The sequence below is a fragment of the Curtobacterium sp. 458 genome (assembly GCF_030406605.1).
In the GTDB taxonomy this organism is placed as follows: domain Bacteria; phylum Actinomycetota; class Actinomycetes; order Actinomycetales; family Microbacteriaceae; genus Curtobacterium.
Window position 1 is genome coordinate 3,015,012 of the sequence record NZ_CP129104.1, and the last position, 22,872, is coordinate 3,037,883.

Sequence of the window (22,872 nt, forward strand, 5' to 3'; positions counted from 1 at the left end):
CGCGCGCCGCGCCGCGCCGCGCCGTAGGCGCGCCGTAGGCGCGCCGCGGGCGGCGCCGCGCGCCGCGCTCCCGCTTCATCTCGCGAAAGCGACAGTTCACCGCCGAGTTCTCCCGCGATCTGTCGCTTTCGCGGCACGGACGGCAACGAAGCTCGGCGATCTGTCGCTTTCGCAGCACGCCCGGCGACTGTACCCAGCACGCTGTCGCATTCGCAGGTCGCACTCCGCGCGGTGCACGGACCCGGATCAAGCCGCCGAAGCGACAAAGTGTGGCCGTACACACGCGGGACTCTGTCGCTTTAGCGGCACGGACGACGACGCGGCACGATGCGCGTCGCAGCGCGCTACGCGTCGATACGGTCACGGTCGAGCCCCTCGCCGGCGAGGATGAACTCCTTGCGCGGCGCGACGTCGTTCCCCATCAGCAGCTCGAACACCTTCGCAGCGTTCTCGGCATCGGGCACGTTCACCCGTCGGAGGGTCCGGTGTGTGCGGTCCATCGTGGTCTCGGCGAGCTGGTCGGCGTCCATCTCCCCGAGGCCCTTGTACCGCTGGATCGGCTCCTGGTACTTCTTGCCCTGCTTCTCGAGCTTCTTCAGCACCGCTTGGAGCTCGGCCTCGGAGTACGTGTACAGCGTGTCGTTCGCCTTGCCGCGGTTCACCACGACGACCCGGTGCAGCGGCGGCACGGCAGCGAAGACCCGGCCCTGCTCGATCATCGGGCGCATGTACCGGAAGAAGAGCGTGAGCAGGAGCGTGCGGATGTGGGCGCCGTCGACGTCGGCGTCGGACATGATGATGATCTTGCCGTAGCGCGCCTGGTCGATCTCGAACGTCCGACCCGAGCCGGCGCCGATGACCTGGATGATCGACGCGCACTCGGCGTTCGACAGCATGTCCGAAACCGAGGCCTTCTGCACGTTGAGGATCTTGCCCCGGATCGGCAGCAGCGCCTGGTACTCGCTGTTCCGCGCGAGCTTCGCGGTGCCGAGCGCGGAGTCGCCCTCGACGATGAAGAGCTCCGTGCCCTCGGCATCCTGCTTGCGGCAGTCGGCGAGCTTGGTCGGCAGCGAGGAGTTCTCGAGCGCGTTCTTCCGCCGCTGGGTCTCCTTGTGCGCCCGGGCCGAGATGCGGGTCTTCATCTCCGCGACGACCTTCTCGAGCAACGTCGCGGCCTGGGCCTTCTCGGTGCGCTGCGTCGAGGTGAGGATCTCGGTGAGCCGTTTCGACACCACCTGGTCGACGATCTTCCGGACCGCCGGCGTGCCGAGGACCTCCTTCGTCTGGCCCTCGAACTGCGGCTCGGGCAGGCGCACGGTGAGCACCGCGGTGAGTCCGGCGAGCACGTCGTCCTTCTCGAGCTTGTCCTGCCCGACCTTCAGCTTGCGGGCGTTCGCCTCGACCTGGGCGCGGACCGCCTTGACGACACCAGACTCGAAGCCTGCCTGGTGCGTCCCGCCCTTCGGCGTCGCGATGATGTTCACGAAGCTGCGGAACACCGTCTCGTAGCCGCTGCCCCACCGCAGCGCCAGGTCGACCTCGCACTCGCGCGACACCGACGTCGACACCATGTGCCCCTTGTCGTCGAGCATCGGCACGGTCTCGGTGAAGGTGCCCGTGCCCTGGACGCGCCAGACGTCGGTCACGGCGCCGTCGACGGCGAGGTGCTCGACGAACTCGCTGATGCCCCCCTCGTACCGGAAGCGCTCGATGACCGGACCGTCCTCGAGCGGCGCGCCCGTGGCGGCGGCACGCGACGCGGCCGCCTCGATCGACGACGGTCGGGCGTCCGTGATGGTGATCCCGAGCCCGGGGACCAGGAACGCCGTCTGGCGCGCACGGTTGACGAGGTCCTGCGTGCTGAAGCGGGCATCGGGCGTGAAGATCTGCCGGTCGGCCCAGTAGCGGATGCGCGACCCGGTGACGCCCTTCTTGACCTTGCCGACGACCCGGAGCTCGCTGCCGGACGTGAACGGTGTGAAGGGCGCATCGGGACCGTCACCGGCGAACGTCCCCGGCTCACCACGGTGGAACGACATCGCGTGGGTCTTGCCGCCGCGGTCGACCTCGACGTCGAGCCGCTCCGACAGCGCGTTGACGACCGACGCCCCGACACCGTGCAGACCACCGGACGCCGCGTACGAGCCCGAGCCGAACTTACCGCCCGCGTGGAGCTTCGTGAACACGACCTCGACCCCGGTCAGGCCGGTCTTCGGCTCGACGTCGACGGGGATGCCACGAGCAGTGTCGCGGACCTCGACCGAGCCGTCCGGGTGCAGCACCACGCCGATCTCGTCACCGTGCCCGGCGAGGGCTTCGTCGACGGAGTTGTCGATGATCTCCCACAGGCAGTGCATGAGGCCGCGGGAGTCGGTCGAGCCGATGTACATGCCCGGCCGCTTGCGGACCGCCTCGAGCCCCTCGAGGACGGAGAGATGGCGCGCAGAGTAGTCGGAGCTCACCGTCCGATCGTACTGAGCACCACCGACGCCCAGCGCCCTGACACTCGGTCTGGGGCCAGTGGGTCCGCGCTGAGCGAAACGTGCCCCGATGATGCCGTACATCCAGGCACCACGTGTTCAAATGGTCAGCAACCGGCACCCGTTGGGTGGAAACCCGGCACCCGCCCTGCGATCCGTGAGGAGCACAGCAATGACCCAGACCGTGCAGGACCTCTCCATCGACGAATTCGGCAGCAACCAGCTCACCGCTGCTGACCGCTGCGACAGCTGCGGAGCGCAGGCCTACATCCGAGCGACCATGGCGAGCGGCGAGCTCCTCTTCTGCGCCCACCACGGCGCCGAGTTCAAGGACAAGCTCGCAGCCACCGCCATCGAGTGGCACGACGAGAGCAGCCGACTCTACGAGTCGAAGTAGCGTCCGGACGCGACAGCGTCCGCATGTGACAGACGGGAGGCGCGGTGCCAGCTGGCACCGCGCCTCCCGTCTGTCGTGGGGTGCGTGACCCCGCGTCGCGTCAGGCGATCCGCTTGAACGCCTTGTCGACGTAGCGGTCGATGGTCGCACGCGCTTCGCGCGCGTACCGGTCGATCGACGCCGTCCGCTGCGCGTCCGGCGTGTACTCGCGACCGAGCCGCGCGGTGGCGGCGGCGAGCACGCCGTCGGTCAGCTGCGGGTTGAGCGGCAGGATGGGGCCCTGGGTGTGGGTGCCGAACGAGTTGCCGGTGATCGCACCCTCGACCGGACTGCCCGCCTGGTTGCCGCCGCCGGACACGACGTCGGCGAAGGGCGTCACGCCGTCGCCGAGCTCGATGCGCGTCGCGTGGTCCTCGAAGCCCGCGAGGCGGGTCGGGGCGTCGCCGAGCAGCGGGTAGCGGGTCTCGAGCACGAAGTAGTTCACCCGACGCTCGGCGCCGCGCACGGCTCGGGCGTCGAACACCCCGAAGCCCGGGACGTCGGCACCGTCGGTCGCGACGACGGCGTTCGTGGCGAGGTCGAACCCGCCGCCGACCGCCACCACCGGGACGCCCGCGGTCGCGAAGTCGCGCAGTGCCACACCGACCCGGGTGACGTCGCCCCCGAGGGACCGCATGGCGCTGAGCGGCCCGTTGCCGATCACGACGACGTCGGCAGCGGTGGGCAGGGTGTCACCCGGCGCGTACTCGACGACCTCGGTGGCGATGTCCGCGGTCTCGGCACGGCGGACGAGGGCAGCGACGTTGCCGCGGTCCCCCGAGACGCCCATCTGCCGCGGGTACACGTGCAGGATGGTCAACCGGTCGGCGGTCATGCCGTCTTCTCCATGTCCGGGTGGCCGAGGGCCTTGCGGGCGATCATCATGATCTCGTAGTTGACGATGAAGTTCTTCGTCCCGCTCGACGTCGCGCCGAGCTGCTCCATGTGCCGGATGGCAGCCTCGACGTCCGGTTCGACCTTGCCGATGCGAACGCCGGCGTGCTCGAGGGCGATCGCGATCTGCCACGCCTTGTCGCCGGAGACGACGTCCACGTGGTCGAGCGCCGAGAAGTCGATGTCGTAGATCCACGAGATGTCCGGCGTTCCCTCGTCGATCGCCATGAGGACCTGCTCGGGGCGGTCCGGGAGCGCGTCGAGGTTCAGCTGGAGGCTCGCGGCGTTCTTGAACATCGTGAACTCGGCGGCCTCGCCGGCGATCGGGAGCCGTTCGCCACGGCCGTACGCCGGCTTCATCGTGCCGAACGCCTTCGTGACCGCGTCCGCACGGAACTGGTCGCCCAGGGCCGCGCTCGCGGTGGCGGTGGCGGCCGCGGCGTCCACGGCGTAGTGCAGGCCACGGGCCGGGAGCCGCACGGGGATGTCCGCACCGCCGAACCGGATGGTCGCACCGTCGCCGGTGTTCACGACGACCTCGGCGTCGGCGACGTTCGGCACGGCGTCCTGCCGGTCGAAGTCGTCGGCGTTCTGCAGGCCGTTCGGGGCCGCGGCCACGACCTCGGCACTGGCACCGAAGCGGAGCACCTGCTGCCCGGCCGTGCCCGAGTACGCGTCGAGGAACTGGTCGTCGCGGTTGGTGATGACGTTCCGCGCCGACAGGGCCGCGGTGTCGAGCATCATCGTGGCGACGCGCTCGGTCTCGAAGAACCGGTAGAGCTGGTCGACCTGGACGTTCAGCATCGTCACCGTGGACGGCGACAGGATGCCGGCGAGCTCGACCGCGAACGCCTCGTCGACCTCGAGGATGCCGATGTCGGCCTTGAGCTTGCCGGTCAGCGACACCTCGGAGAGGAGCGCCGACGCGATGCCCTGCGGCAGGTTCGCACCGGACGGGTTCGTGAAGACCCGGAGGCCGTGCGCCCGCACGATGTCGGAGATCATGTGGGTCGTCGTGGACTTGCCGTTCGACCCGAGCACGAAGACGACGCCGTTCGGGAACTGCTTCGTCACGTGCTGCAGGAAGTCCGGCACGAGCTTGAGGACGATGTAGCCGGGGTAGGCGGACCCCCCGCCCCGCGCACGAGCGAGGGCGCGGAGGATCCGCCCGACCAGGATCGGGATGAGGAAGCGCATCGGCCTACTCGAGGTAGTCGCGCAGCGACTGCGACCGCGACGGGTGGCGGAGCTTCGCCATCGTCTTCGACTCGATCTGGCGGATGCGCTCGCGCGTCACGCCGAACGTGTCACCGATCTGGTCGAGGGTCTTCGGCTGACCGTCACCGAGGCCGAAGCGCATGCGGATGACGCCCGCCTCGCGCTGGGACAGGGAGTCGAGCAGGCTCTCGAGCTGCTTCTGCAGCATCGTGAAGCCCACCGCGTCGGCCGGCACGACGGCCTCGGTGTCCTCGATGAGGTCACCGAACTCCGAGTCGCCGTCCTCGCCCAGGGGCGTGTGCAGCGAGATCGGCTCGCGACCGTACTTCTGGACCTCGACGACCTTCTCCGGGGTCATGTCGAGCTCGCGGGCGAGCTCTTCCGGAGTGGGCTCGCGACCGAGGTCCTGGAGCATCTGACGCTGGACGCGCGCGAGCTTGTTGATGACCTCGACCATGTGCACCGGGATGCGGATGGTGCGGGCCTGGTCGGCCATCGCGCGGGTGATCGCCTGGCGGATCCACCACGTCGCGTAGGTCGAGAACTTGAAGCCCTTCGTGTAGTCGAACTTCTCGACGGCACGGATGAGGCCCAGGTTGCCCTCCTGGATGAGGTCCAGGAACTGCATGCCGCGGCCCGTGTAGCGCTTGGCGAGCGACACGACGAGGCGGAGGTTCGCGCCGAGCAGGTGCGACTTCGCGCGCTGACCGTCGCGGGCGACCCAGCGGAGCTCGCGCTCCTCGGGCTTGGAGAGGCCCGTCGAGTGCTGCAGCTTGTCCTCGGCGAACAGGCCGGCCTCGATGCGCATCGCGAGCTCGACCTCCTGCTCGGCGTTGAGGAGCGCGACCTTGCCGATCTGCTTCAGGTAGTCCTTGACCGGGTCGGCGGTCGCCCCCGTGATGGTCGTCGAGTAGACCGGGGCCTCGTCGTCGTCGGACTGCGAGATGACGAGCGCGCCGGCGGCGACCGCGGCGGCCTCGGCCTTGGTGTCCTTCGGGGCCTCTTCGTCGGCGTCGGCGTCGTCGGTGGCGTCGTCCGCCGCCTCGTCCACGGGCTCGACCGGCTCGTCGTCGAGCTCGTCGTCGTCGGCCTTGGCCTTCTTCCCGCCCTTGGCGGTGGTCTTCTTCGGCGCGGCCTTCTTCGCCGGCGCCTTGGTGGCGCGCTTCTTCGGCGCGGCCGTGCCCTCGGCCTCGGCGGACTCAGCCGCCGTGCCCTCGGGTTCGGTGTCCTTCGTGGGATCGATCGTCGTGCTCCGGGCAGCCATGCGATCACCTCTCTCGTCGTGCCACGTTCGTGGGGTCGTGGCCTCCCTCGCCGCCCAGGGCCGTCGCCGCAGTCCCCCGCGTCAGCCGGTCCTACCAATCCGGGCAGCACTAGGACCCATGTCAAGTCCCCGGGTTTCCGCGCGCTCCGAGGAGTGGTTGGTCACGAGGGGCCCGATGGGTCCGGTAGTCATTATTGCACGCCGCGCTTCCGCAGACGTGCAACCAGTGCAACCCAGAGCGGGCCGACGCGTATTCCCTCCTGTTCGTGCAGCACACGGCGGGTCCGGTGGCGTGCGTGCAGCAGCATCGCGACCCCGAAGCCGACGACGACGTACTGCACGGTGAGGGCGATCCGGAAGTTCGCCCAGGCGAAGACGGTCTGCCCCGTGGCCTGGGATGCTGCGTCGAGGATCGTGCCGACGAGGTACATCATCACGAACGCGGCGAGGAAGCCCCCGACGTTCACGAGCCCGTTCGCCGAGCCGAGCGCGCCGACCGGGTTGAAGGACCTGGCGAAGTCGAACCCGATGAGCGATCCCGGTCCGCCGATGCCCATCGCGACGACGAGCAGCACGAGCAACCAGGTCGGCGGCTGCCCCGGCCAGGTCAGCACCGCCGTCCACACCACGGCGAGGAGCGCCACGCACCCCAGCACGAGGTTCGACCGGCGGAGCGGGTACCGGGCGCAGAGGACACCGAGCAACGGCCCGGCGACGAACCCCGTCACGACGATCACGGTGAGGAAGCCGGCCGCCTCGGTCGGGGTGTAGCCGAGCCCGCGGAGCATCGGCACGCCCCACAGCAGCGAGAAGACCGTGCCGGAGGACTGCGTCACGTAGTGCGACCAGAACCCGAGTTGCGTCCCGGGGCGCCGGACCGCGTGCGCGAAGGTCCGGAGCGCCCCGCCCCACGAGTGCGGCAGCGGGATCGCACCGGTGCGCACCGGCACCGGACCGTTGCGGACGACGGCGAACGCGAGCACCAGGCCGACGGCCCCGGCACCGGCGGCCACCCCGTACGCCGTGCCCCAGCCCGTGGTGTGCAGCAGGAGCGCGAACGGGAACGCCGAGAGCACCTGCCCGACCTGCCCCAGGTTGCCGGTCCACTGCGAGATCTGGGGCAGGATCCGCCCGCTGAACCACATCGGCAGGAGCCGGATCACCGAGATGAAGGTCATCGCGTCACCGGCGCCGACGAGGACGCGCCCGACCACGGCCGGTCCGATCGTCGGCGACACCGCGACGACCGCCTGCCCGACGACGAGGAGCACCGCGCCGAGCAGCACGAGCCGCCGTGGCCCGAACCGGTCGAGCGCGATGCCGACGGGGATTTGCAGCGCCGCGTACACGGCGATCTGCACCACCGCGAGCGTCGACAGCACGGCGGCGGACACCGCGAAGCGCTCCTGCGCGTCCACGCCGGAGACGCCCAGCGTGGACCGCTGCACCACGGCGAGGACGTAGGCCAGCACCGCGATGCCCCAGACGAGGAAGGCACGGCGCGAGTTCACCCGGCCAGGCTACCGGCGCCGCCGCGCCACCACGGCCGCCGGGGGCGACCTGTGGAGAACGCGACGGGCGGGGCGGACGTGCACCGTGCCTCCAGGCAGAGACCGGCCGGGAGGCCCGTCACGCGTCGACCGCAGCACCCGCGTCCGCCGGCCGGTCACCCCGTCAGTCGGCGGTGCCGTCCGCCTGCCCGCGCCGGTCCGCCAAGAACCGCTCGAGCTCCGCCGCGATCGCGTCGGCGGAGGGTACCTCGCCGTCGACGCCGGTGAGCGGCGAGCCGATCGGGTTGCCGGCCATGTACTCGTCGTGCCGCTCCTCGAGCACCGAGACGAGCCGCTGCAGTTCGCCGTTCCCGCCGACCTGCTCGTCGACGCGGGCGAGGAACTCGCGCCCTTCCTCGCGGAGGGCGTCGGACGGGAAGATGAGGCCGGTCGCGGCGGAGACCCCCGCGAGGGCAGCCACCGCGGCGTCGGGGAACTCGGTGTCCGAGAGGTAGTGCGGCACGAGCAGGACCAGCCCGGTGACGTCGTGTCCGGACTGCGCGAGCCGGTGCTCGACGAGGTGCAGCACGTTCGCCGGTGCCTGGGTCTCCGGCTTCCACACGCTCATCTGCTCGACGAGGTCGGCGCGCGTGCCGGACACGGTCATGCGGATCGGACGGGTGTGCGGCACGGGCATCGGGATCGACTGGACCCAGGTCGTGTCGACGACCTGCAGCCGCTCGGCGAGGTCGGTGACCGCGGCGACGAAGGCGTTCCACCGGAAGTCGGGCTCGTACCCGGAGAGGAAGAGGAACGGCTGGCCGATCTCGTCGCGCACGAGGGACAGCGTGAGCCGCGGGACCGTGACGGACTCGATGTGGTCGTGCTCGAACGTGATCACCGGCCGACGGGCGCGCCAGTCGAGCAGGACGTCGGGGTCGAACTCGACGATGGTCGTCGCCTCGAGGGTGCCCTCGATCGCCGTCGTGACCTGCGCCACCGCGGCTCCCGCGTCGGCGAAGCCGGTCAGCGCAGCGACGAGGTGGAGGCCCGCCGGCACCTCGGGGGCGCCGTCGACGAACGAGTAGAGGTCCTCGGGGTGGTTCACCGTCCCCATGCTAGGCGGGCGTGCACCGCGGCCCGGGATGCGCGGCCACGCCGACAGCGAACAGTGCGTGGATAGGGTTGGGGCATGGTCCGACCGATCCTCTCCACCGTCTCGTCCGCCGCAGCAGGAACGGAGGCCGACGTCCTCGTCGTCGGTGTCCGGCCGGGGGTCGACGGCGGTCCCGCGACCACCGTCGGCGCCGACTTCCTCGGCGACCTCGACCTCGCCGCTATCGGCGTCACCGGCGCGAAGGACCAGCTCGTCCGCCTCCCGGGGACGGGCGTCGCCGCGTCCTCGGTCGCCCTCGTCGGTCTCGGCTCCGCCACCGACGCTGCCGCCGTGCGGAGCGCCGCCGGCAGCGCGGTCCGGCAGCTCCCGCTCGTCGGGTCCATCGCGATCGCCCTGCCGACCGACTCCGCCGAGCTCGTCGAGGCGGCGCTCGAGGGGGCCGCCCTCGGCTCCTACGCCTTCACCGCCCACAAGGGCACCGGCACCACCGGGCCCGCCCGCGGAGACCAGCGCATCGCGGTCGTGGCGCCCGCCGGCGTCGAGGTCGACACGACCCGCGCGTCCGTCGTGGCGGAGGCCGCGTCGACCGTCCGTGACCTCGTGAACACCGCCGCCGGCGACCTCGGCCCGTCCGACGTCGCGGACGTCGCGCAGGGGCTCGCCGCGGACCTGCCGCTCACCGTCGAGGTGCTCGACGAGCACGAGCTGGAGGCACAGGGCTTCGGCGGCATCGCCGGGGTCGGCCGCGGTTCGGTCCGTCCGCCGCGTCTCGTCGTCGTCCGGTACGCCCCGGAGTCCGCGTCGAAGCACCTCGCGCTCGTCGGGAAGGGCATCACGTTCGACTCGGGCGGCCTCTCGCTCAAGCCGGCCGCCTCGATGCTCGGCATGAAGACCGACATGACCGGCGCCGCGACGGTCCTCGCCGCCACGGTCGCCGCCGCGAAGCTGGGCCTCGACACGAAGGTCACCGCGTGGCTGTGCCTCGCCGAGAACATGCCGTCCGGCTCGGCCACCCGCCCCGGCGACGTCCTGACGCTCAAGAACGGCAAGACCGTCGAGGTCACGAACACCGACGCCGAGGGCCGTCTCGTCCTCGGTGACGGCATGGCCGCGGCGTCCCTCGAGCGCCCGGACGCGATCGTCGACGTCGCGACGCTCACCGGCGCGCAGGTCGTGGCGCTCGGCGACCGCACCACCGGCCTGATGGGCAGCGACGACCTCGTGGCACAGGTCCGCGCGATCGCGGACGCCGTGGCCGAGCCGATCTGGCCGATGCCGCTGCCCGAGGAGCTCGACGCCCGACTCGCGAGCGACGTGGCCGACATGGTCAACGCGACCGTCGGCAACCCGGCGGGCGGCATGCTCCTCGCGGGCAAGTTCCTCGAGCGGTTCGTGGGCGAGGGCATCCCGTGGGCGCACCTCGACATCGCGGGTCCCTCGGAGCACAAGGGCGGCGGCTACGGGTGGCTCGGCAAGGGCGCCACGGGCGTCATGGTCCGGACACTCATCAGCCTCGCAGAAGAGCTCCAGTCCAAGTAGTAGGTTTGAGTCCGGCGGGGCGGCCGCGTGTGCGCGCACCCCGCCGGACCCACACGGGACGGGACCGGAACCACACGGTCCGACCGTGGGACGCCGCTCGCCGCGGTGTCCACGGGGCCTGACCGGTCCCGAACACGCACGAGGGAGTTGCACCAGGTGACGGAACAGACTTACGACGTCGTGGTCCTCGGTGGCGGCAGCGGTGGGTACGCCGCAGCGCTCCGGGCCGCCGAGCTCGGGATGAGCGTCGCGCTCATCGAGGGAGACAAGCTCGGGGGGACGTGTCTGCACCGCGGGTGCATCCCGACGAAGGCGCTCCTGCACGCAGCGGAGATCGCCGACGGCACCCGTGACGCCGAGAAGTACGGCGTCATCGCCGAGTTCGCCGGCGTCGAGGTGCCCAAGGTCATCGAGTACCAGCAGGGCGTCATCTCGTCCAAGTACAAGGGCCTCCAGGGCCTCATCAAGGCGCGGAAGATCACCGTGGTCGAGGGCTGGGGTCGCCTGACCGCCCCGAACACCGTGCAGGTCGGCGACCAGACCGTCACCGGCAAGAACGTCGTGCTCGCCACGGGTTCCTACTCGCGGTCCCTCCCCGGGCTGGAGATCGGCGGCCGGGTCATCACCTCCGAGACCGCGCTCAAGATGGACTACGTCCCGAACAAGGTCGTCATCCTCGGTGGCGGCGTCATCGGCGTCGAGTTCGCGAGCGTCTGGAAGTCCTTCGGCGCCGAGGTCACGATCGTGGAGGCGCTGCCCCACCTCGTCCCGGCCGAGGACGAGTCCATGTCGAAGCAGCTCGAGCGCGCGTTCCGCAAGCGCGGCATCGAGTTCTCGCTCGGTGTCCGCTTCCAGGGCGTCGAGCAGCACGAGAACGGCGTGGTCGTCACGCTCGAGGACGGCAAGACCTTCGAGGGCGACGTCATGCTCGTCGCCGTCGGTCGCGGCCCCCTCACCCAGAACATGGGCTTCGAGGAGGTCGGCGTCACGATGGACCGCGGGTTCGTCACGACGAACGAGCGCCTCGCCACGAACGTCCCGAACGTGTACGCCGTCGGCGACATCGTCCCGGGCCTGCAGCTCGCGCACCGCGGCTTCCAGCAGGGCATCTTCGTCGCCGAGGAGATCGCCGGTCTGAACCCGGTCGTCATCTCCGACACGAACATCCCGAAGATCACGTACTCCGACCCCGAGGTCGCGTCCGTCGGGCTCTCCCAGGCGAAGGCCGAGGAGCAGTTCGGCGCCGACAAGGTGGACTCCTACGAGTACAACCTCGCCGGCAACGGCAAGAGCCACATCATCGGCACGTCCGGCTCGGTCAAGGTCGTCCGCGTGGTCGACGGCCCCGTCGTCGGCGTCAGCATGATCGGCGCCCGCGTCGGCGAGCTCATCGGCGAGGCACAGCTCGCCGTCAACTGGGAGGCCTACCCGGAGGACATCGCTCCCCTGGTCCACGGACACCCCACGCAGAACGAGGCGCTGGGCGAGGCGTTCCTGCACCTCGCGGGCAAGCCGCTGCACGCCCTGTGAACACCATGACCACCACCACGATCCACCCCTGCGAAGAGGAGTCCACCCGATGAGCGAATCCGTCAACCTCCCGGCGCTCGGCGAGAGCGTCACCGAGGGCACGGTGACCCGATGGCTGAAGAACGTCGGTGACCGGGTCGAGGTCGACGAGCCGCTGCTCGAGGTCTCGACCGACAAGGTCGACACCGAGATCCCCTCGCCCGTCGCGGGCGTCGTGGAGGAGATCCTCGTGCAGGAGGACGAGACCGTCGAGGTCGGCACCGCGCTGGTGAAGATCGGCGACGGCTCCGGCTCCTCCGACGGCGGCTCGGACGAGGGCGGCGCCGACCAGGGCGCACCCGAGCAGGACGCTTCCGCGCAGGGTTCCGACGAGGCCCAGGCCGACGCCACCGAGCCCGAGCCAGCCCCGAGCACCGAGCAGCAGGAGGAGCAGAAGGCTCCCGAGCCGCAGAAGGCCGAGCCCGCCCCGGGCGGTCAGACGCAGCCCGCCGCCCCGCAGGCGCCGTCCGCTCCGCCGGCCGCCGCTCCGGTGCCGCAGGCCGCTCCGGTCCCGCCGCCCGCCGCCGCTCCCCCGGCAGCCGTCCCGGCTCCTGCAGCCGCGCCGGCCCCTGCCGCCGCTCCGGCCGCCTCCGGCCAGTCGGCGTCCGTGCCGAACCCGACGCAGGACGGCTCGGCCTCCGGCTACGTCACCCCGCTCGTGCGCAAGCTCGCGAACGAGCAGGGCGTCGACCTGTCGACCGTGACCGGCTCCGGTGTCGGCGGACGCATCCGCAAGGAGGACGTCCTCGCCGCCGCAGCCGCGAAGCCCGCCGCCGGTGGCGGTCAGGCCGCAGCGGCTCCGTCCGGTCCCTTCGTCGCCGAGGTGTCGCCGCTCCGTGGCACCCGCGAGAAGATGACCCGGCTCCGCAAGGTCGTGGCCGAGCGTGCCGTGCAGTCGATGACCTCGACCGCGCAGCTCACGAGCGTCGTCGAGGTCGACGTCACGAAGGTGGCGCAGTTCCGCGACGCGCACAAGGCCGAGTTCCTCGAGAAGACCGGCTCGAAGCTCTCCTTCATGCCGTTCTTCGCCCTCGCGGCGTCGGAGGCGCTCAAGGCGCACCCGAAGATCAACTCGACGGTCGACGGCGACGAGATCGTGTACCCGGAGACCGAGAACGTCTCGATCGCGGTCGACACCGAGCGCGGTCTGCTCACCCCGGTGATCAAGGACGCTGCGTCGTTGAACCTGGCGCAGTTCTCGCAGTCGATCGCCGACCTGGCCGAGCGCACGCGCAACAACCAGCTCAAGCCGGACGAGCTCGCGGGCGGCACCTTCACGCTGACGAACACCGGTTCGCGCGGCGCGCTGTTCGACACCCCCGTGGTGTTCCTCCCGCAGTCGGCGATCCTCGGCACGGGCATCGTGACGAAGCGTCCGGCAGTCGTGAAGGTCGACGGACAGGAGGCGATCGCGATCCGTTCGTTCGTCTACCTCGCGCTGTCGTACGACCACCGCATCATCGACGGTGCGGACGCGTCCCGCTACCTCGTCGCGGTCAAGAACCGCCTCGAGGAGGGCAACTTCGCCCCGAACCTGGGCTACTGAGGCACTGCCCTCGGGCACTGCACCACAGCCCTCGGGCGCTGAGACCCGGCGCTCCGGCCCGGCTCGACGGAACGGCCCCGCTCCCCAGGGAGCGGGGCCGTTCCGCGTCCCCGACAGGACGGACCGCGCCGCGCCCGCACGTCACCCGCCGAGTGCCGTCACCGCGGCGGCCGCCAGTCCGGCCGCGACCACGACACCGACGACGACCTGTCGCACCGGCAACCGTCGTCGGCCGACCGGTACGCCGCGCTCGACGAGGTCCCGCACCCGGCCGATCGCCGCGTCGACGACGGACTGGTCCGACAGCGTCCCGGGGGCGGACGGCACCGCCTCCTCGAAGGTGAAGAGTCCCGCCGGCGGATCCCAGCGCACCGGCCGCGGAGCCCCGGCAGCCCGCACGATCTCCAGGAGGACGTGGAGCGCGCCCGGGTCGCCGGACCGCGCCGCGACGAGAGCGGCGTCGACGCCCGGACGGCAGGACTCCCGTGGGTCGACCCGCTCCCACACGACCCGGACGGCGAGCAGCAGCGCGGTGACGCCCTCGACGAGACCCGTGTCGGCGCTCGCCCCGGCGACGAACGCTGCGGCACCCGTCGGCCGGTCGCAGAACACCACGGCTCCGGAGTCGTCCACCACGACGTCGTCGGGGCGCGCACGTCCGAGCAGGACCGCCCCGCGCGACGCGGCGACGGCCAGGTCGAGCAGCGGCGTGGTCAGGGTGACCGCGACGCCGACGCTGGGTGTCCCGAGACGGTCGAGCGCCGCCGCGATCGACGGGCCGGCGGGTTGCAACGTCTCGGCGACCAGGACGCCCGCGCCGCTGCGACCGACCGCGAGCACTGGTCCGAGGTGCCGCTCCGTCGCCGCTGAACGGGCAGCGACCCAGGCGAGGAAGGACTCCTCGGACGTGGCCGCCCACCAGGTCCTGCGCTCCTCGTCCGTGTCCACGCGTCGATGCTCGTACCGGCTGCACGGGCGTGGGTCTCCGCACGGACGACTGTGGAGCGACGCCGTTCGCCCACAGCCTCCTCCGAGCCGGTCTCGGAGTGCCTGCTCAGGCCGTATCCTGTGTGCATGGCACGCAGCAGTTCTTCCGACACGAAGGCGAAGGAGCCGGGTCGTCTCAAGCAGATGTACCAGGTCTTCCAGATGACCCGTCGGGCCGACCCGACGTCCGTCTGGTGGTTCGCCCTCGCGTTCCTGGTCCCCGTCGTCCTCGGCGTCCTCCTGGCACTGCTGCTGCCGGGTCAGAACTGGCTCGCGGTCCTCCTCTGGATCGTCGCGGGTGTCCTGCTCGGCGTCCTGCTCTTCCTCATCGTCCTCGGCCGCCTCGCCGAGCGCGCCGCGTACTCGCAGATCGAGGGCCAGCCCGGCGCCGTCGGCGCCGTCCTCTCGAACTCGCTCCGTCGCCAGTGGCGCTCGAGCGAGATGCCGGTGGCCGTGCACGGTCGTTCGCAGGCCGCCGTGTACCGCGCCGTCGGCACCCCCGGCGTCGTCCTCATCACCGAGGGCCAGCTCGGCAACCTCACCCGTCAGGTGGACGAGGAGCGTCGCAAGGTGCAGCGCATCGTCCCGAACGTCCCGGTGCACGTCGTGCACGTCGGTGGCGGCGATGACGCCGTCACGCTGCACAAGCTCCCCCGCGCGATGAACAAGTTCAAGAAGGCGCTCAACCGCAGCGAGGTCCTCGCGGTCGCCAACCGGCTCGACTCGCTGACGCAGAGCCCGGCCGCCGCCATCCCGAAGGGCATGGACCCGATGCGGGCACGCGCCGGCCGCCCGCGCTGATCCGCGGACCCGGTACACACGCAACGCCCCCGACCACCTCGGTCGGGGGCGTTCTGCGTGCGGGGCGCGCGGCGGGTCAGCGCCGGACGAGCACGGTCCCGGCGATGCGGTCGTGTGCACCTCGGCTGTCGCGGTCGATGATGAGCGCCGGCACGACGAGGCAGAGGAGCACCGTCCGGACCACCGGACGCCACACCCCGACGTAGCCACCTCGGAGCGGCACGACACGGAGGCCGACGCAGATGTGCCCGAACGAGCCCGACAGCAGGCAGATGAACAGGACCTGCAGCGCGGCGAAGATGGCGATCTGGATCCACGAGTGCGCGATGTCGCCGGATCCGTTCACCGGCGACCAGACGCCGGTGACGTAGGCCACGAGGTCGGCGAGGGCCCCGTCGATGAGCAGTGCGACGACGCGCCGGCCGATCCGCCCGACGCTGCGGGGCCCGTCCTCCGGGAGCCCGAGGTCCTTGCCGGGCCAACCGTCGGGGTGCGGGGCGGCGGACGACGACGGGGAGGTGCTGCGGGGCATGCTCCAAGCGTAGGCGAGCGCCGCCGCGTAACACGCACGAAACAATGCAGTCACGTCCGGGAAACTCGGTGTCAATAGCCTCGTCGGAGGGTGCCGAAAGGTCCCTGCCGACATCACCCAACCCCACAGGAGATCGACACACATGTTCAGCGATTCCTCCGAGGTGCTCGCCTTCATCAAGGACACGGACGTCAAGTTCCTCGACATCCGCTTCACGGACCTCCCCGGTGTCCAGCAGCACTTCAACATCCCGGCGTCGACGGTCGACGAGGACTTCTTCTCGGTCGGACAGCTCTTCGACGGTTCGTCGATCCGCGGCTTCGCGTCGATCCACGAGTCGGACATGCAGCTCATCCCCGACGTGACGACGGCCTACATCGACCAGTTCCGCGCCGAGCGCACGCTGATCATGATCTTCGACATCTACAACCCGCGGAACGGCGAGATCTACGGCCGCGACCCGCGTCAGGTCGCCAAGAAGGCGGAGAAGTACCTCGCGTCGACGGGCATCGCGGACACCGCGTTCTTCGCCCCCGAGGCCGAGTTCTACATCTTCGACGACGTCCGCTACTCGGTCACGCAGAACAAGTCGTTCTACAGCGTCGACTCGGAGGAGGGCGCGTGGAACACCGGCCGCGAGGAAGAGGGCGGCAATCTCGCCAACAAGACCCCGTACAAGGGCGGCTACTTCCCCGTCTCCCCCGTCGACAAGACGGCTGACCTCCGCGACGACATCACCCTCAAGCTGATCGAGGCGGGCTTCGAGCTCGAGCGCTCGCACCACGAGGTGGGCACCGGCGGCCAGCAGGAGATCAACTACAAGTTCGACACGATGGTCCACGCCGCGGACGACATCCTGAAGTTCAAGTACATCGTCAAGAACACGGCGGACCAGTGGGGCAAGGTCGCCACGTTCATGCCGAAGCCGCTCTTCGGGGACAACGGCTCGGGCATGCACACCCACCAGTCGCTGTGGAACGACGGCAAGCCGCTGTTCTACGACGAGAACGGCTACGGCGGCCTCTCGGACGTCGCGCGCTGGTACATCGGCGGCATCCTGAAGCACGCTCCGGCGCTGCTCGCGTTCACGAACCCGTCGATCAACTCGTACCACCGTCTGGTCAAGGGCTTCGAGGCGCCGGTCAACCTGGTCTACTCGGCCGGCAACCGCTCCGCTGCGATCCGCATCCCGATCACGGGCACGAACCCCAAGGCCAAGCGCATCGAGTTCCGCGCGCCGGACGCCTCGGGCAACCCGTACCTCGCGTTCGCCGCGCAGCTCATGGCGGGCCTCGACGGCATCCAGAACCGCATCGAGCCGCACGAGCCGGTCGACAAGGACCTCTACGAGCTCCCGCCGGAGGAGGCCAAGGGCATCCCGCAGGTGCCGGGCTCCCTCGACGAGGCGCTCGAGGCGCTCGAGGCGGACCACGAGTTCCTCACGAAGGGCAACGTCTTCACCGAGGACCTCATCCAGACCTGGATCGACTACAAGCGTGAGAACGAGATCCTCCCGCTCGCGCAGCGCCCGCACCCGTTCGAGTACGAACTGTACTTCGGGGTCTGACGCACGACGACGAAGGCCCCCGCACCGTCAGGTGCGGGGGCCTTCCGCATGTGTGGCGACCCGGTCTGGAGGCGCGGTGCCGGTCCGGCGGACCGGCACCGCGCCTCCAGTCGGTTGCGTCCACTGCGGAAGCGACAGATGCGCGTCAGCCCGCCACGGAGATCCCGCGAAAGCGACAGTCCCGCGCGAACGTTCCGGCGCGATCTGTCGCTTTCGCGAAAGCGACAGATCGCGCCGCCGTACCGCGGCCGCGCGGGGCACACGACGAAGCGGGGCCCGCGCCGCCCCCGGCACGGACCCCGCTCGTTGCGGTGGCAGGACTAGCGCGCCGTCGCCAGCACGTCGTTCGCCCCCGCGGCGACGCTCACGGGTGCACCCGTGACCGGGGTGGGCCGTCCCAGGGAACGGACGGTCCAACCCGCTTCGACCCAGTCCTCGACCGGGAGGCAGTTGCGCGCGTCGATCACGACGCGGCGCCCGACGACCTCGCCGAGCGACACGGGCGACGCCTCGATGATCTCGTCCCACTCGGTGAGGACCAGGACCACGTCGGCGCCCTCGATGGCGGCTTCCTTCGTGGCGGCGTAGGTCAGCGTCGGGAACGAACGGCGGGCGGTCTCGTTCGCCTCCGGGTCCCACAGCGAGACCTGGGCGCCGCGGAGGTGCAGCGCCGCGGCGACGTTGAGCGCCGGGGAGTCGCGGACGTCGTCGGTCAGCGGCTTGAACGCGGCCCCGATGACGGCGACGCGGCGGTTGAGCACCGATCCGCCGACGGCCTCGATCGCCATGTCGATGACCCGCTCGCGCTGCCCCATGTTGATCTCGTCGACCTGCTGCATGAAGCCGACGACCCGGCCGGCGCCGAGTTCGTTCGCGCGGTGCATGAGCGCGCGGATGTCCTTCGGCAGGCAGCCTCCGCCGAAGCCGAGGCCGGCGTTCAGGAACTTCCGGCCGATGCGGGCGTCGTGCCCGAGGGCGTCCGCGAGCGTCGACACGTCGGCACCGGTGATGGCGCACATCTCCGAGATCGCGTTGATGAACGAGATCTTGGTCGCGAGGAACGCGTTCGCGCTGACCTTGACGAGTTCCGCCGTGGCGAGGTCCGTGGTGATGACCGGGCACCCCTCGGCGATCGGTGCGGCGTAGACCTCGCGGATGACGGCGTCGGCCTCGGGCGAGGCGCCGCCCCAGACGAGCCGGTCCGGGTGCAGGGTGTCCTCGACGGCCTTGCCCTCGCGGAGGAACTCGGGGTTCCAGATGAGTTCCGCGTCGATGCCGGTGGGCGTGAACTCCCGGACGAGCTCGCGGAGGCGGGCTGCGGTGCCGACGGGGACGGTCGACTTGCCGACGATGAGGCCGGGGTGCGTGAGGTGCTCGGCGACGCCGCGGGTGGCTGCCTCGACGTACGCGAGGTTCGCGGCGTGCGAGCCGGCCTTCTGCGGGGTGCCGACGCAGACGAAGTGCACGTCGGCCGCGGCGACGGCCTCGGGGAGCGACGCCGTGAACCGGAGCTTGCCGCTCGCCACGTGCTTCGTGATGAGCTCGGGCAGCCCGGGCTCGAAGAACGGGACCTCGCCGGCGGTGAGGGCGGCGAGCTTCGCGGGGTCGACGTCCACGCCGATGGTCTCGAAGCCCATCTCGGCCATGGCGGCCGCGTGGGTGGCACCGAGGTAACCGGTGCCGATGACGCTGATGACGGGTGCGGGGCGGACGTCCGACGAGGACGTCGCGGATGCGGACGGGGTCTTCTTCTGAGCGGTCACTGCTCGACCTCCTGCAGGTCGTAGTCGATGTCGGTCCGCGCGATGCCCTCTCGGAAGGTCTCGAGGCTGTCGGCGCGGGAGTTGAGTCGCCAGTCGTTGGTGGTGCGGGCACCGTCGACGATCGTGGTGGCGGTCAGGCTGAAGTAGTTGAAACCGATGACGTCGGCGTTCGCGGGGTCCGCGAGAGCGTCGAAGAGCGACGAGATCCAGCGGGACTTCTGCGAGTCGGAGACGCTGCCGCCGGTCTCGGTGGCACCGATCTCGTTGAGGACGATGCCCTTGCCCGGGGCGATCTCGCGGAGTTGGGCGAGCGTGGCACCGAAGGTGTTCTCGAACGTCGGCTGCTCGGTGGCGTCGCGGTAGTAGCCGCTCATGCCGACCCAGTCCACGTACTCCGAGCCCGGGTAGTAGTTCCGCATGTAGTCGACGGTCTGGTACTTCGGGTTGCCGAGCTTGTCGATGCGCGACGGGGACCAGTCCCAGATGGCGTACTGGTTCGCGCCGTTGTCCTGGAACACCTTCCAGACGTGCTTCCACATCGCAACGTAGGAGCCGGCCGCGTTCTGCTGCTTCGTCGACTCGGACCAGTTGTACCACTGGCCGTTCATCTCGTGGTCGAAGCGGATCACGAGGGGCATCCCGTTCGCGGCGACGTCCTTCGCGTACTTCGTGAGGTAGGCGTCGAACTTCCCGGAGAGGATGTCCTCGTTCGTGTAGCCCGGCACGTACGGCTCGTCGTTGCCGGTCCTGGCGGGCACGGACTCCCACGTCATCATCGGCAGACGGCCGTTCGCCCACGAGCGCTGGACGGCGTTCGCGTTGAAGTCCTGGTCGAAGCCCTGGAAGAAGCCGACCATGTTCGTGGCCTTGCCGACCTCCTGGGAGACCTGGTCGTACTCGGACCAGTTGAACGGCGACTGCGCGGTGTAGAGGCCGTACCACCGGGACTGCTGCCCGAGGACCTGTGCCTTGCTCGGCGCGCTGACGGGCTCAGCGCCCGGGTCGGTGGAGGGCCCGGTGTTCGGGTTCGACGCGTTGCCGCCCGAGCCGGACCCGCCGGCGGACGCGCCGGAGCCGCCGGCGGAGGCGCCGCCGCCCGACGGACCGGACCCGCCGGCCGACGTGCCCGACCCGGACCCGCCGGACGAACCGGCCCCGTCGGAGCCGGAACCCGACCCGCTCGCGTTCGCCGAGCCTCCCGACCGACCCTTCGCGGCGCCGAGCTGCGACTGCAGCGAGGCGAGCTGTGCCTTGAGGTCGGCGATCTGGTCGCCACGCGACCCGGCCTTGGCGGTCGAGGAGTCGAGCTTGCCCTCGAGGGCCCAGATCTTCTCCTGGGCCGCGGTGAGCTTCGTCTGCAGCTCGGCGGCGGAGACCTGCTTCTTCGGCGGGGTGACGCCGAGGGCCTGGTGGACGGCGGTGGACACCGGGCCGGCCGGGGACACCCAGACCGTCCAGGTGATGAGGCCGAGGACGACCAGGATGGCGGTCGTGCCGACAGCGGTGAGTCGGGCGTGCTTGCTGGACTGGGCCCACCAGGCACCGGAGGAGCGGATGAGGTCAGACAATGAGGAACGCCTCCAGGGCGAAGATCGCGATGCCGATCAGGTACGGGATCGCGGCGTACGGGTTGTAGCGGCGGACCTTGGCCGGCTTCGCAGCCGCGCGGGTCGGCGTCGCCGAGCTGGTCGGGACCGCTGTGAGCGCGTGCTCGGGCGAGCGTCGGGTCGCGAGCACGGTCGCGGTCGAGTTGGTGGTCGCGTCCGCGCCGTCGTCGAAGTCAGTCCGGCGGGTGCTGGCGCCGGCGCCGAAGATCTCGTCGAACGCCCGGTCGGCCGCGGCCTGGTCGTCGGGGTACCGGAGCGCGTCGACCGGGCTGACCGGGGTCTGCGCCGCGAGCTGCTGCGGTTGCGCGGGGTCCTCCTCCATCGGCCCGCCGGCGTAGGCACCGGCACGGGTCCCCCAGCCGGACGCGTGCGCGAGGCGGAAGAAGCCGATGAGGCGGATTGGCATGAGGAAGAACGTCGACACGATGATGAACATCGGCAGGCGGAAGAAGTCGCTCGGCTTCTCGGAGAGGTGCCGGATCTGCCGGATCGCCATGCTCAGCACGCTCGACACGACCATGAGGGCCGCCACGTACACGAACCCGGTCGAGAAGCCGTACTGCTGCAGGATGCCCTGGTAGAGGTTCTCGCCCTGACCGGTCACCGCGCGGTAGATCCAGCCGGCGATGACGCCGAACAGCATGAACGGCAGGATGATGTCGGTCACGAAGAACAGCGCGAGGACCGGCGCGTGCCCGATCATCCACGGGAGCATCCGCAGCGTGTTGTACTGCGAGCCGCGGGCCCAGCGGAGCTGCTGCTTGAAGAGCTTCTTCACCTGGAGCGGGGCGTCCGTGTAGACCAGCGACGTGTACTGGTAGACGGTCCGGTACCCCTCCTTGAGCGTGAGGTTCGTCAACGTGCGGTCGTCGGAGACCTCGAGGAAGACGCCCATGAACTTCTCGTGCATGAACTTGTCCATGACGCGCACGAGGATGTTCCGGCGGAACGCGATCGTCCGGCCGGGGAGGCAGCCGATCTGCCCGAGGACGCTCTGCGCGGGCATCGAGTAGAGCGCGCGCGAGTTCTCCAGCCAGTCCGCCCAGCGGGTGATCCAGCTGCGGGTCGGCTCGAGGATGCGCTGCCGGGTGGTCACGCCGCCGACGGACTCGTCCGCGAACGGCTTGAGGAGCTCGGACAGCGTGCCGGGGGTCCACACGGTGTCGGAGTCGACGAGGATCGTGATGTCGCCGGTCGACATCTCGGTGCCGACCTTGACGGCGTTGCGCTTGCCCGGGATCGGCGTGTGGGTCCAGCGGACGAGCGGGGCGAACTCGTCGCACACCCCCTCGAGCGCTTCGTTCCGGGCGCCGTTGATGACGACGATGATCTCGCCGGGCTGCTGTTCGACCATGCGGCCGATGACGTCCCGGAAGAGGTCGAGCGGCTCGTCCACGACGGGGACGACGACGCTGGTGGTACCGGTGTAGGTGCCGGTGAAGGGGCGGTAGCGGGCGGACAGGACGACCTTGAGCAGCCAGAGCAACCAGATCACCGCGGAGTACACGGCGAACAGGTAGAACTCGGGGTGCCCTTCGACCATCTGCCGGATCTGCAGAATGAAGGTGAACATCGATCCCTGCTTCAACGTTCGAGGTGGGGATTCCGCTTCATCGAGGAACCAGTGGTCGGTTCGGGTGGAGCCATTGATGCAGAAACGTGACACCCCTCGCAACACGGCCCCCGTCCGGGGGTGTTACGGGCGCGTTACGGGGTACACGGTGGTCCGCCTCGGGGCGGACGAGCGTTGTCCCCACCAGTGCTGACAGCAATGCGGTGGACCGCTCCGCGTGACCGTCGCGTGCTCGCAGGGCCGACAGCCGGCCGGGAGGCGCGTGCCGACTCAGGCGACAATCCCCGATCAGCAGGGGGTTGTGTGGCGACCTGCCGCACCGTCGACCGTCACCCTGATGGTCATAGACACGACCACAGCCGGCGGCTCGTCGTGTGGGAGCGGTCCCATCTGCGGGGTACAGGCGCGGCGACAGTGGGGGACGGTTCCGGACACGTGGAATTCACTTTCGACGACGCGTCATCTCCGGACCGGACGCGTCACCCCGGG

At 70.4% G+C, this 22,872-nt stretch carries 17 protein-coding genes; 6 read left to right on the forward strand and 11 right to left on the reverse strand.

Translation table 11 applies throughout. The features are described from left to right. Window positions 1-344 precede the first annotated feature (344 nt). Window positions 345-2,462 carry a DNA topoisomerase IV subunit B gene (locus QPJ90_RS14605; protein ID WP_290131893.1) on the reverse strand — a complete coding sequence of 706 codons (2,118 nt, stop codon included), beginning with the start codon at window positions 2,460-2,462 and terminating at the stop codon, window positions 345-347. Between the two features lie 190 nt (window positions 2,463-2,652). Here QPJ90_RS14605 and QPJ90_RS14610 point away from each other — a divergent pair, with 190 nt between their 5' ends. Next, on the forward strand, window positions 2,653-2,877 hold the full coding sequence (locus QPJ90_RS14610; RefSeq protein WP_058725269.1) for a hypothetical protein: 225 nt from the start codon (window positions 2,653-2,655) through the stop codon (window positions 2,875-2,877). A 100-nt stretch (window positions 2,878-2,977) separates the two neighbouring features. Here the strand turns inward: QPJ90_RS14610 and QPJ90_RS14615 are convergent, their stop codons facing one another. From QPJ90_RS14615 to QPJ90_RS14635, 5 genes are all read right to left on the reverse strand, one after another. After that, window positions 2,978-3,751: a hypothetical protein gene (locus QPJ90_RS14615; protein WP_290131894.1), complete on the reverse strand. Its 774-nt coding sequence runs from the start codon at window positions 3,749-3,751 to the stop codon at window positions 2,978-2,980. Further along, the gene (locus QPJ90_RS14620; protein ID WP_290131895.1) at window positions 3,748-5,007 is read right to left on the reverse strand and encodes a MurT ligase domain-containing protein; all 1,260 of its coding nucleotides are present in this window, start codon (window positions 5,005-5,007) and stop codon (window positions 3,748-3,750) included. The genes QPJ90_RS14615 and QPJ90_RS14620 overlap by 4 nt, the downstream gene beginning before the upstream one ends. 4 nt (window positions 5,008-5,011) lie before the next feature. After that, the gene (locus QPJ90_RS14625) at window positions 5,012-6,292 is read right to left on the reverse strand and encodes an RNA polymerase sigma factor (protein ID WP_290131896.1); all 1,281 of its coding nucleotides are present in this window, start codon (window positions 6,290-6,292) and stop codon (window positions 5,012-5,014) included. A gap of 191 nt (window positions 6,293-6,483) precedes the next feature. Then, window positions 6,484-7,803, reverse strand: a complete 1,320-nt coding sequence (locus tag QPJ90_RS14630) for an MFS transporter (protein ID WP_290131897.1) — start codon at window positions 7,801-7,803, stop codon at window positions 6,484-6,486. A gap of 163 nt (window positions 7,804-7,966) precedes the next feature. After that, the gene (locus QPJ90_RS14635) at window positions 7,967-8,899 is read right to left on the reverse strand and encodes a PAC2 family protein (RefSeq protein ID WP_290131898.1); all 933 of its coding nucleotides are present in this window, start codon (window positions 8,897-8,899) and stop codon (window positions 7,967-7,969) included. Window positions 8,900-8,974: 75 nt separating this feature from the next. Between QPJ90_RS14635 and QPJ90_RS14640 the strand changes: the two genes are divergently transcribed. The 3 genes from QPJ90_RS14640 to sucB all read left to right on the forward strand — a co-directional run bounded on the left by QPJ90_RS14640 (window position 8,975) and on the right by sucB (window position 13,553). Next, a complete protein-coding gene (locus tag QPJ90_RS14640) occupies window positions 8,975-10,438 on the forward strand; it encodes a leucyl aminopeptidase (protein ID WP_290131899.1) in 1,464 nt (487 codons plus the stop codon). Window positions 10,439-10,594: 156 nt separating this feature from the next. Continuing rightward, on the forward strand, window positions 10,595-11,968 hold the full coding sequence (gene lpdA, locus QPJ90_RS14645; RefSeq protein WP_290131900.1) for a dihydrolipoyl dehydrogenase: 1,374 nt from the start codon (window positions 10,595-10,597) through the stop codon (window positions 11,966-11,968). A gap of 49 nt (window positions 11,969-12,017) precedes the next feature. Beyond that, window positions 12,018-13,553, forward strand: a complete 1,536-nt coding sequence (gene sucB / locus QPJ90_RS14650) for a 2-oxoglutarate dehydrogenase, E2 component, dihydrolipoamide succinyltransferase (RefSeq protein WP_290131901.1) — start codon at window positions 12,018-12,020, stop codon at window positions 13,551-13,553. A 141-nt stretch (window positions 13,554-13,694) separates the two neighbouring features. On the opposite strand, the gene QPJ90_RS14655 is transcribed toward sucB, so the two are convergent. Beyond that, window positions 13,695-14,501, reverse strand: a complete 807-nt coding sequence (locus QPJ90_RS14655) for a hypothetical protein (protein ID WP_290131902.1) — start codon at window positions 14,499-14,501, stop codon at window positions 13,695-13,697. Between the two features lie 126 nt (window positions 14,502-14,627). Between QPJ90_RS14655 and QPJ90_RS14660 the strand changes: the two genes are divergently transcribed. Further along, window positions 14,628-15,341, forward strand: coding sequence for a DUF4191 family protein (locus tag QPJ90_RS14660; RefSeq protein WP_290131903.1), 714 nt, complete (start codon window positions 14,628-14,630; stop codon window positions 15,339-15,341). A gap of 76 nt (window positions 15,342-15,417) precedes the next feature. On the opposite strand, the gene QPJ90_RS14665 is transcribed toward QPJ90_RS14660, so the two are convergent. Next, window positions 15,418-15,873: an RDD family protein gene (locus QPJ90_RS14665; RefSeq protein ID WP_290131904.1), complete on the reverse strand. Its 456-nt coding sequence runs from the start codon at window positions 15,871-15,873 to the stop codon at window positions 15,418-15,420. A 142-nt stretch (window positions 15,874-16,015) separates the two neighbouring features. Between QPJ90_RS14665 and glnA the strand changes: the two genes are divergently transcribed. Beyond that, entirely contained in the window at window positions 16,016-17,440 is a 1,425-nt protein-coding gene (glnA, locus tag QPJ90_RS14670; protein WP_058724294.1) for a type I glutamate--ammonia ligase, read from the forward strand. A gap of 320 nt (window positions 17,441-17,760) precedes the next feature. Here glnA and QPJ90_RS14675 read toward each other — a convergent pair whose 3' ends face one another. The 3 genes from QPJ90_RS14675 to QPJ90_RS14685 are packed head-to-tail and all read right to left on the reverse strand — an operon-like array spanning window position 17,761 to window position 22,383. After that, window positions 17,761-19,203 carry a UDP-glucose/GDP-mannose dehydrogenase family protein gene (locus QPJ90_RS14675; protein ID WP_290131905.1) on the reverse strand — a complete coding sequence of 481 codons (1,443 nt, stop codon included), beginning with the start codon at window positions 19,201-19,203 and terminating at the stop codon, window positions 17,761-17,763. Beyond that, window positions 19,200-20,771, reverse strand: a complete 1,572-nt coding sequence (locus QPJ90_RS14680; protein WP_290131906.1) for a glycosyl hydrolase — start codon at window positions 20,769-20,771, stop codon at window positions 19,200-19,202. Before QPJ90_RS14680 ends, QPJ90_RS14675 begins: the two co-directional genes overlap by 4 nt. Beyond that, window positions 20,764-22,383: a glycosyltransferase family 2 protein gene (locus QPJ90_RS14685; RefSeq protein WP_290131907.1), complete on the reverse strand. Its 1,620-nt coding sequence runs from the start codon at window positions 22,381-22,383 to the stop codon at window positions 20,764-20,766. The genes QPJ90_RS14680 and QPJ90_RS14685 overlap by 8 nt, the downstream gene beginning before the upstream one ends. Window positions 22,384-22,872: the final 489 nt, after the last annotated feature.

Coding starts and splice junctions, on each gene's coding strand:
- sucB (WP_290131901.1), top strand. CDS start 12,018: ATGAGCGAATCCGTCAACCTCCCGGCGCTCGGCGAGAGCGTCACCGAG.
- QPJ90_RS14635 (WP_290131898.1), bottom strand. CDS start 8,899: ATGGGGACGGTGAACCACCCCGAGGACCTCTACTCGTTCGTCGACGGC.
- QPJ90_RS14685 (WP_290131907.1), bottom strand. CDS start 22,383: ATGTTCACCTTCATTCTGCAGATCCGGCAGATGGTCGAAGGGCACCCC.
- QPJ90_RS14660 (WP_290131903.1), top strand. CDS start 14,628: ATGGCACGCAGCAGTTCTTCCGACACGAAGGCGAAGGAGCCGGGTCGT.
- QPJ90_RS14665 (WP_290131904.1), bottom strand. CDS start 15,873: ATGCCCCGCAGCACCTCCCCGTCGTCGTCCGCCGCCCCGCACCCCGAC.
- QPJ90_RS14615 (WP_290131894.1), bottom strand. CDS start 3,751: ATGACCGCCGACCGGTTGACCATCCTGCACGTGTACCCGCGGCAGATG.
- QPJ90_RS14625 (WP_290131896.1), bottom strand. CDS start 6,292: ATGGCTGCCCGGAGCACGACGATCGATCCCACGAAGGACACCGAACCC.
- QPJ90_RS14610 (WP_058725269.1), top strand. CDS start 2,653: ATGACCCAGACCGTGCAGGACCTCTCCATCGACGAATTCGGCAGCAAC.
- glnA (WP_058724294.1), top strand. CDS start 16,016: ATGTTCAGCGATTCCTCCGAGGTGCTCGCCTTCATCAAGGACACGGAC.
- QPJ90_RS14640 (WP_290131899.1), top strand. CDS start 8,975: ATGGTCCGACCGATCCTCTCCACCGTCTCGTCCGCCGCAGCAGGAACG.
- QPJ90_RS14620 (WP_290131895.1), bottom strand. CDS start 5,007: ATGCGCTTCCTCATCCCGATCCTGGTCGGGCGGATCCTCCGCGCCCTC.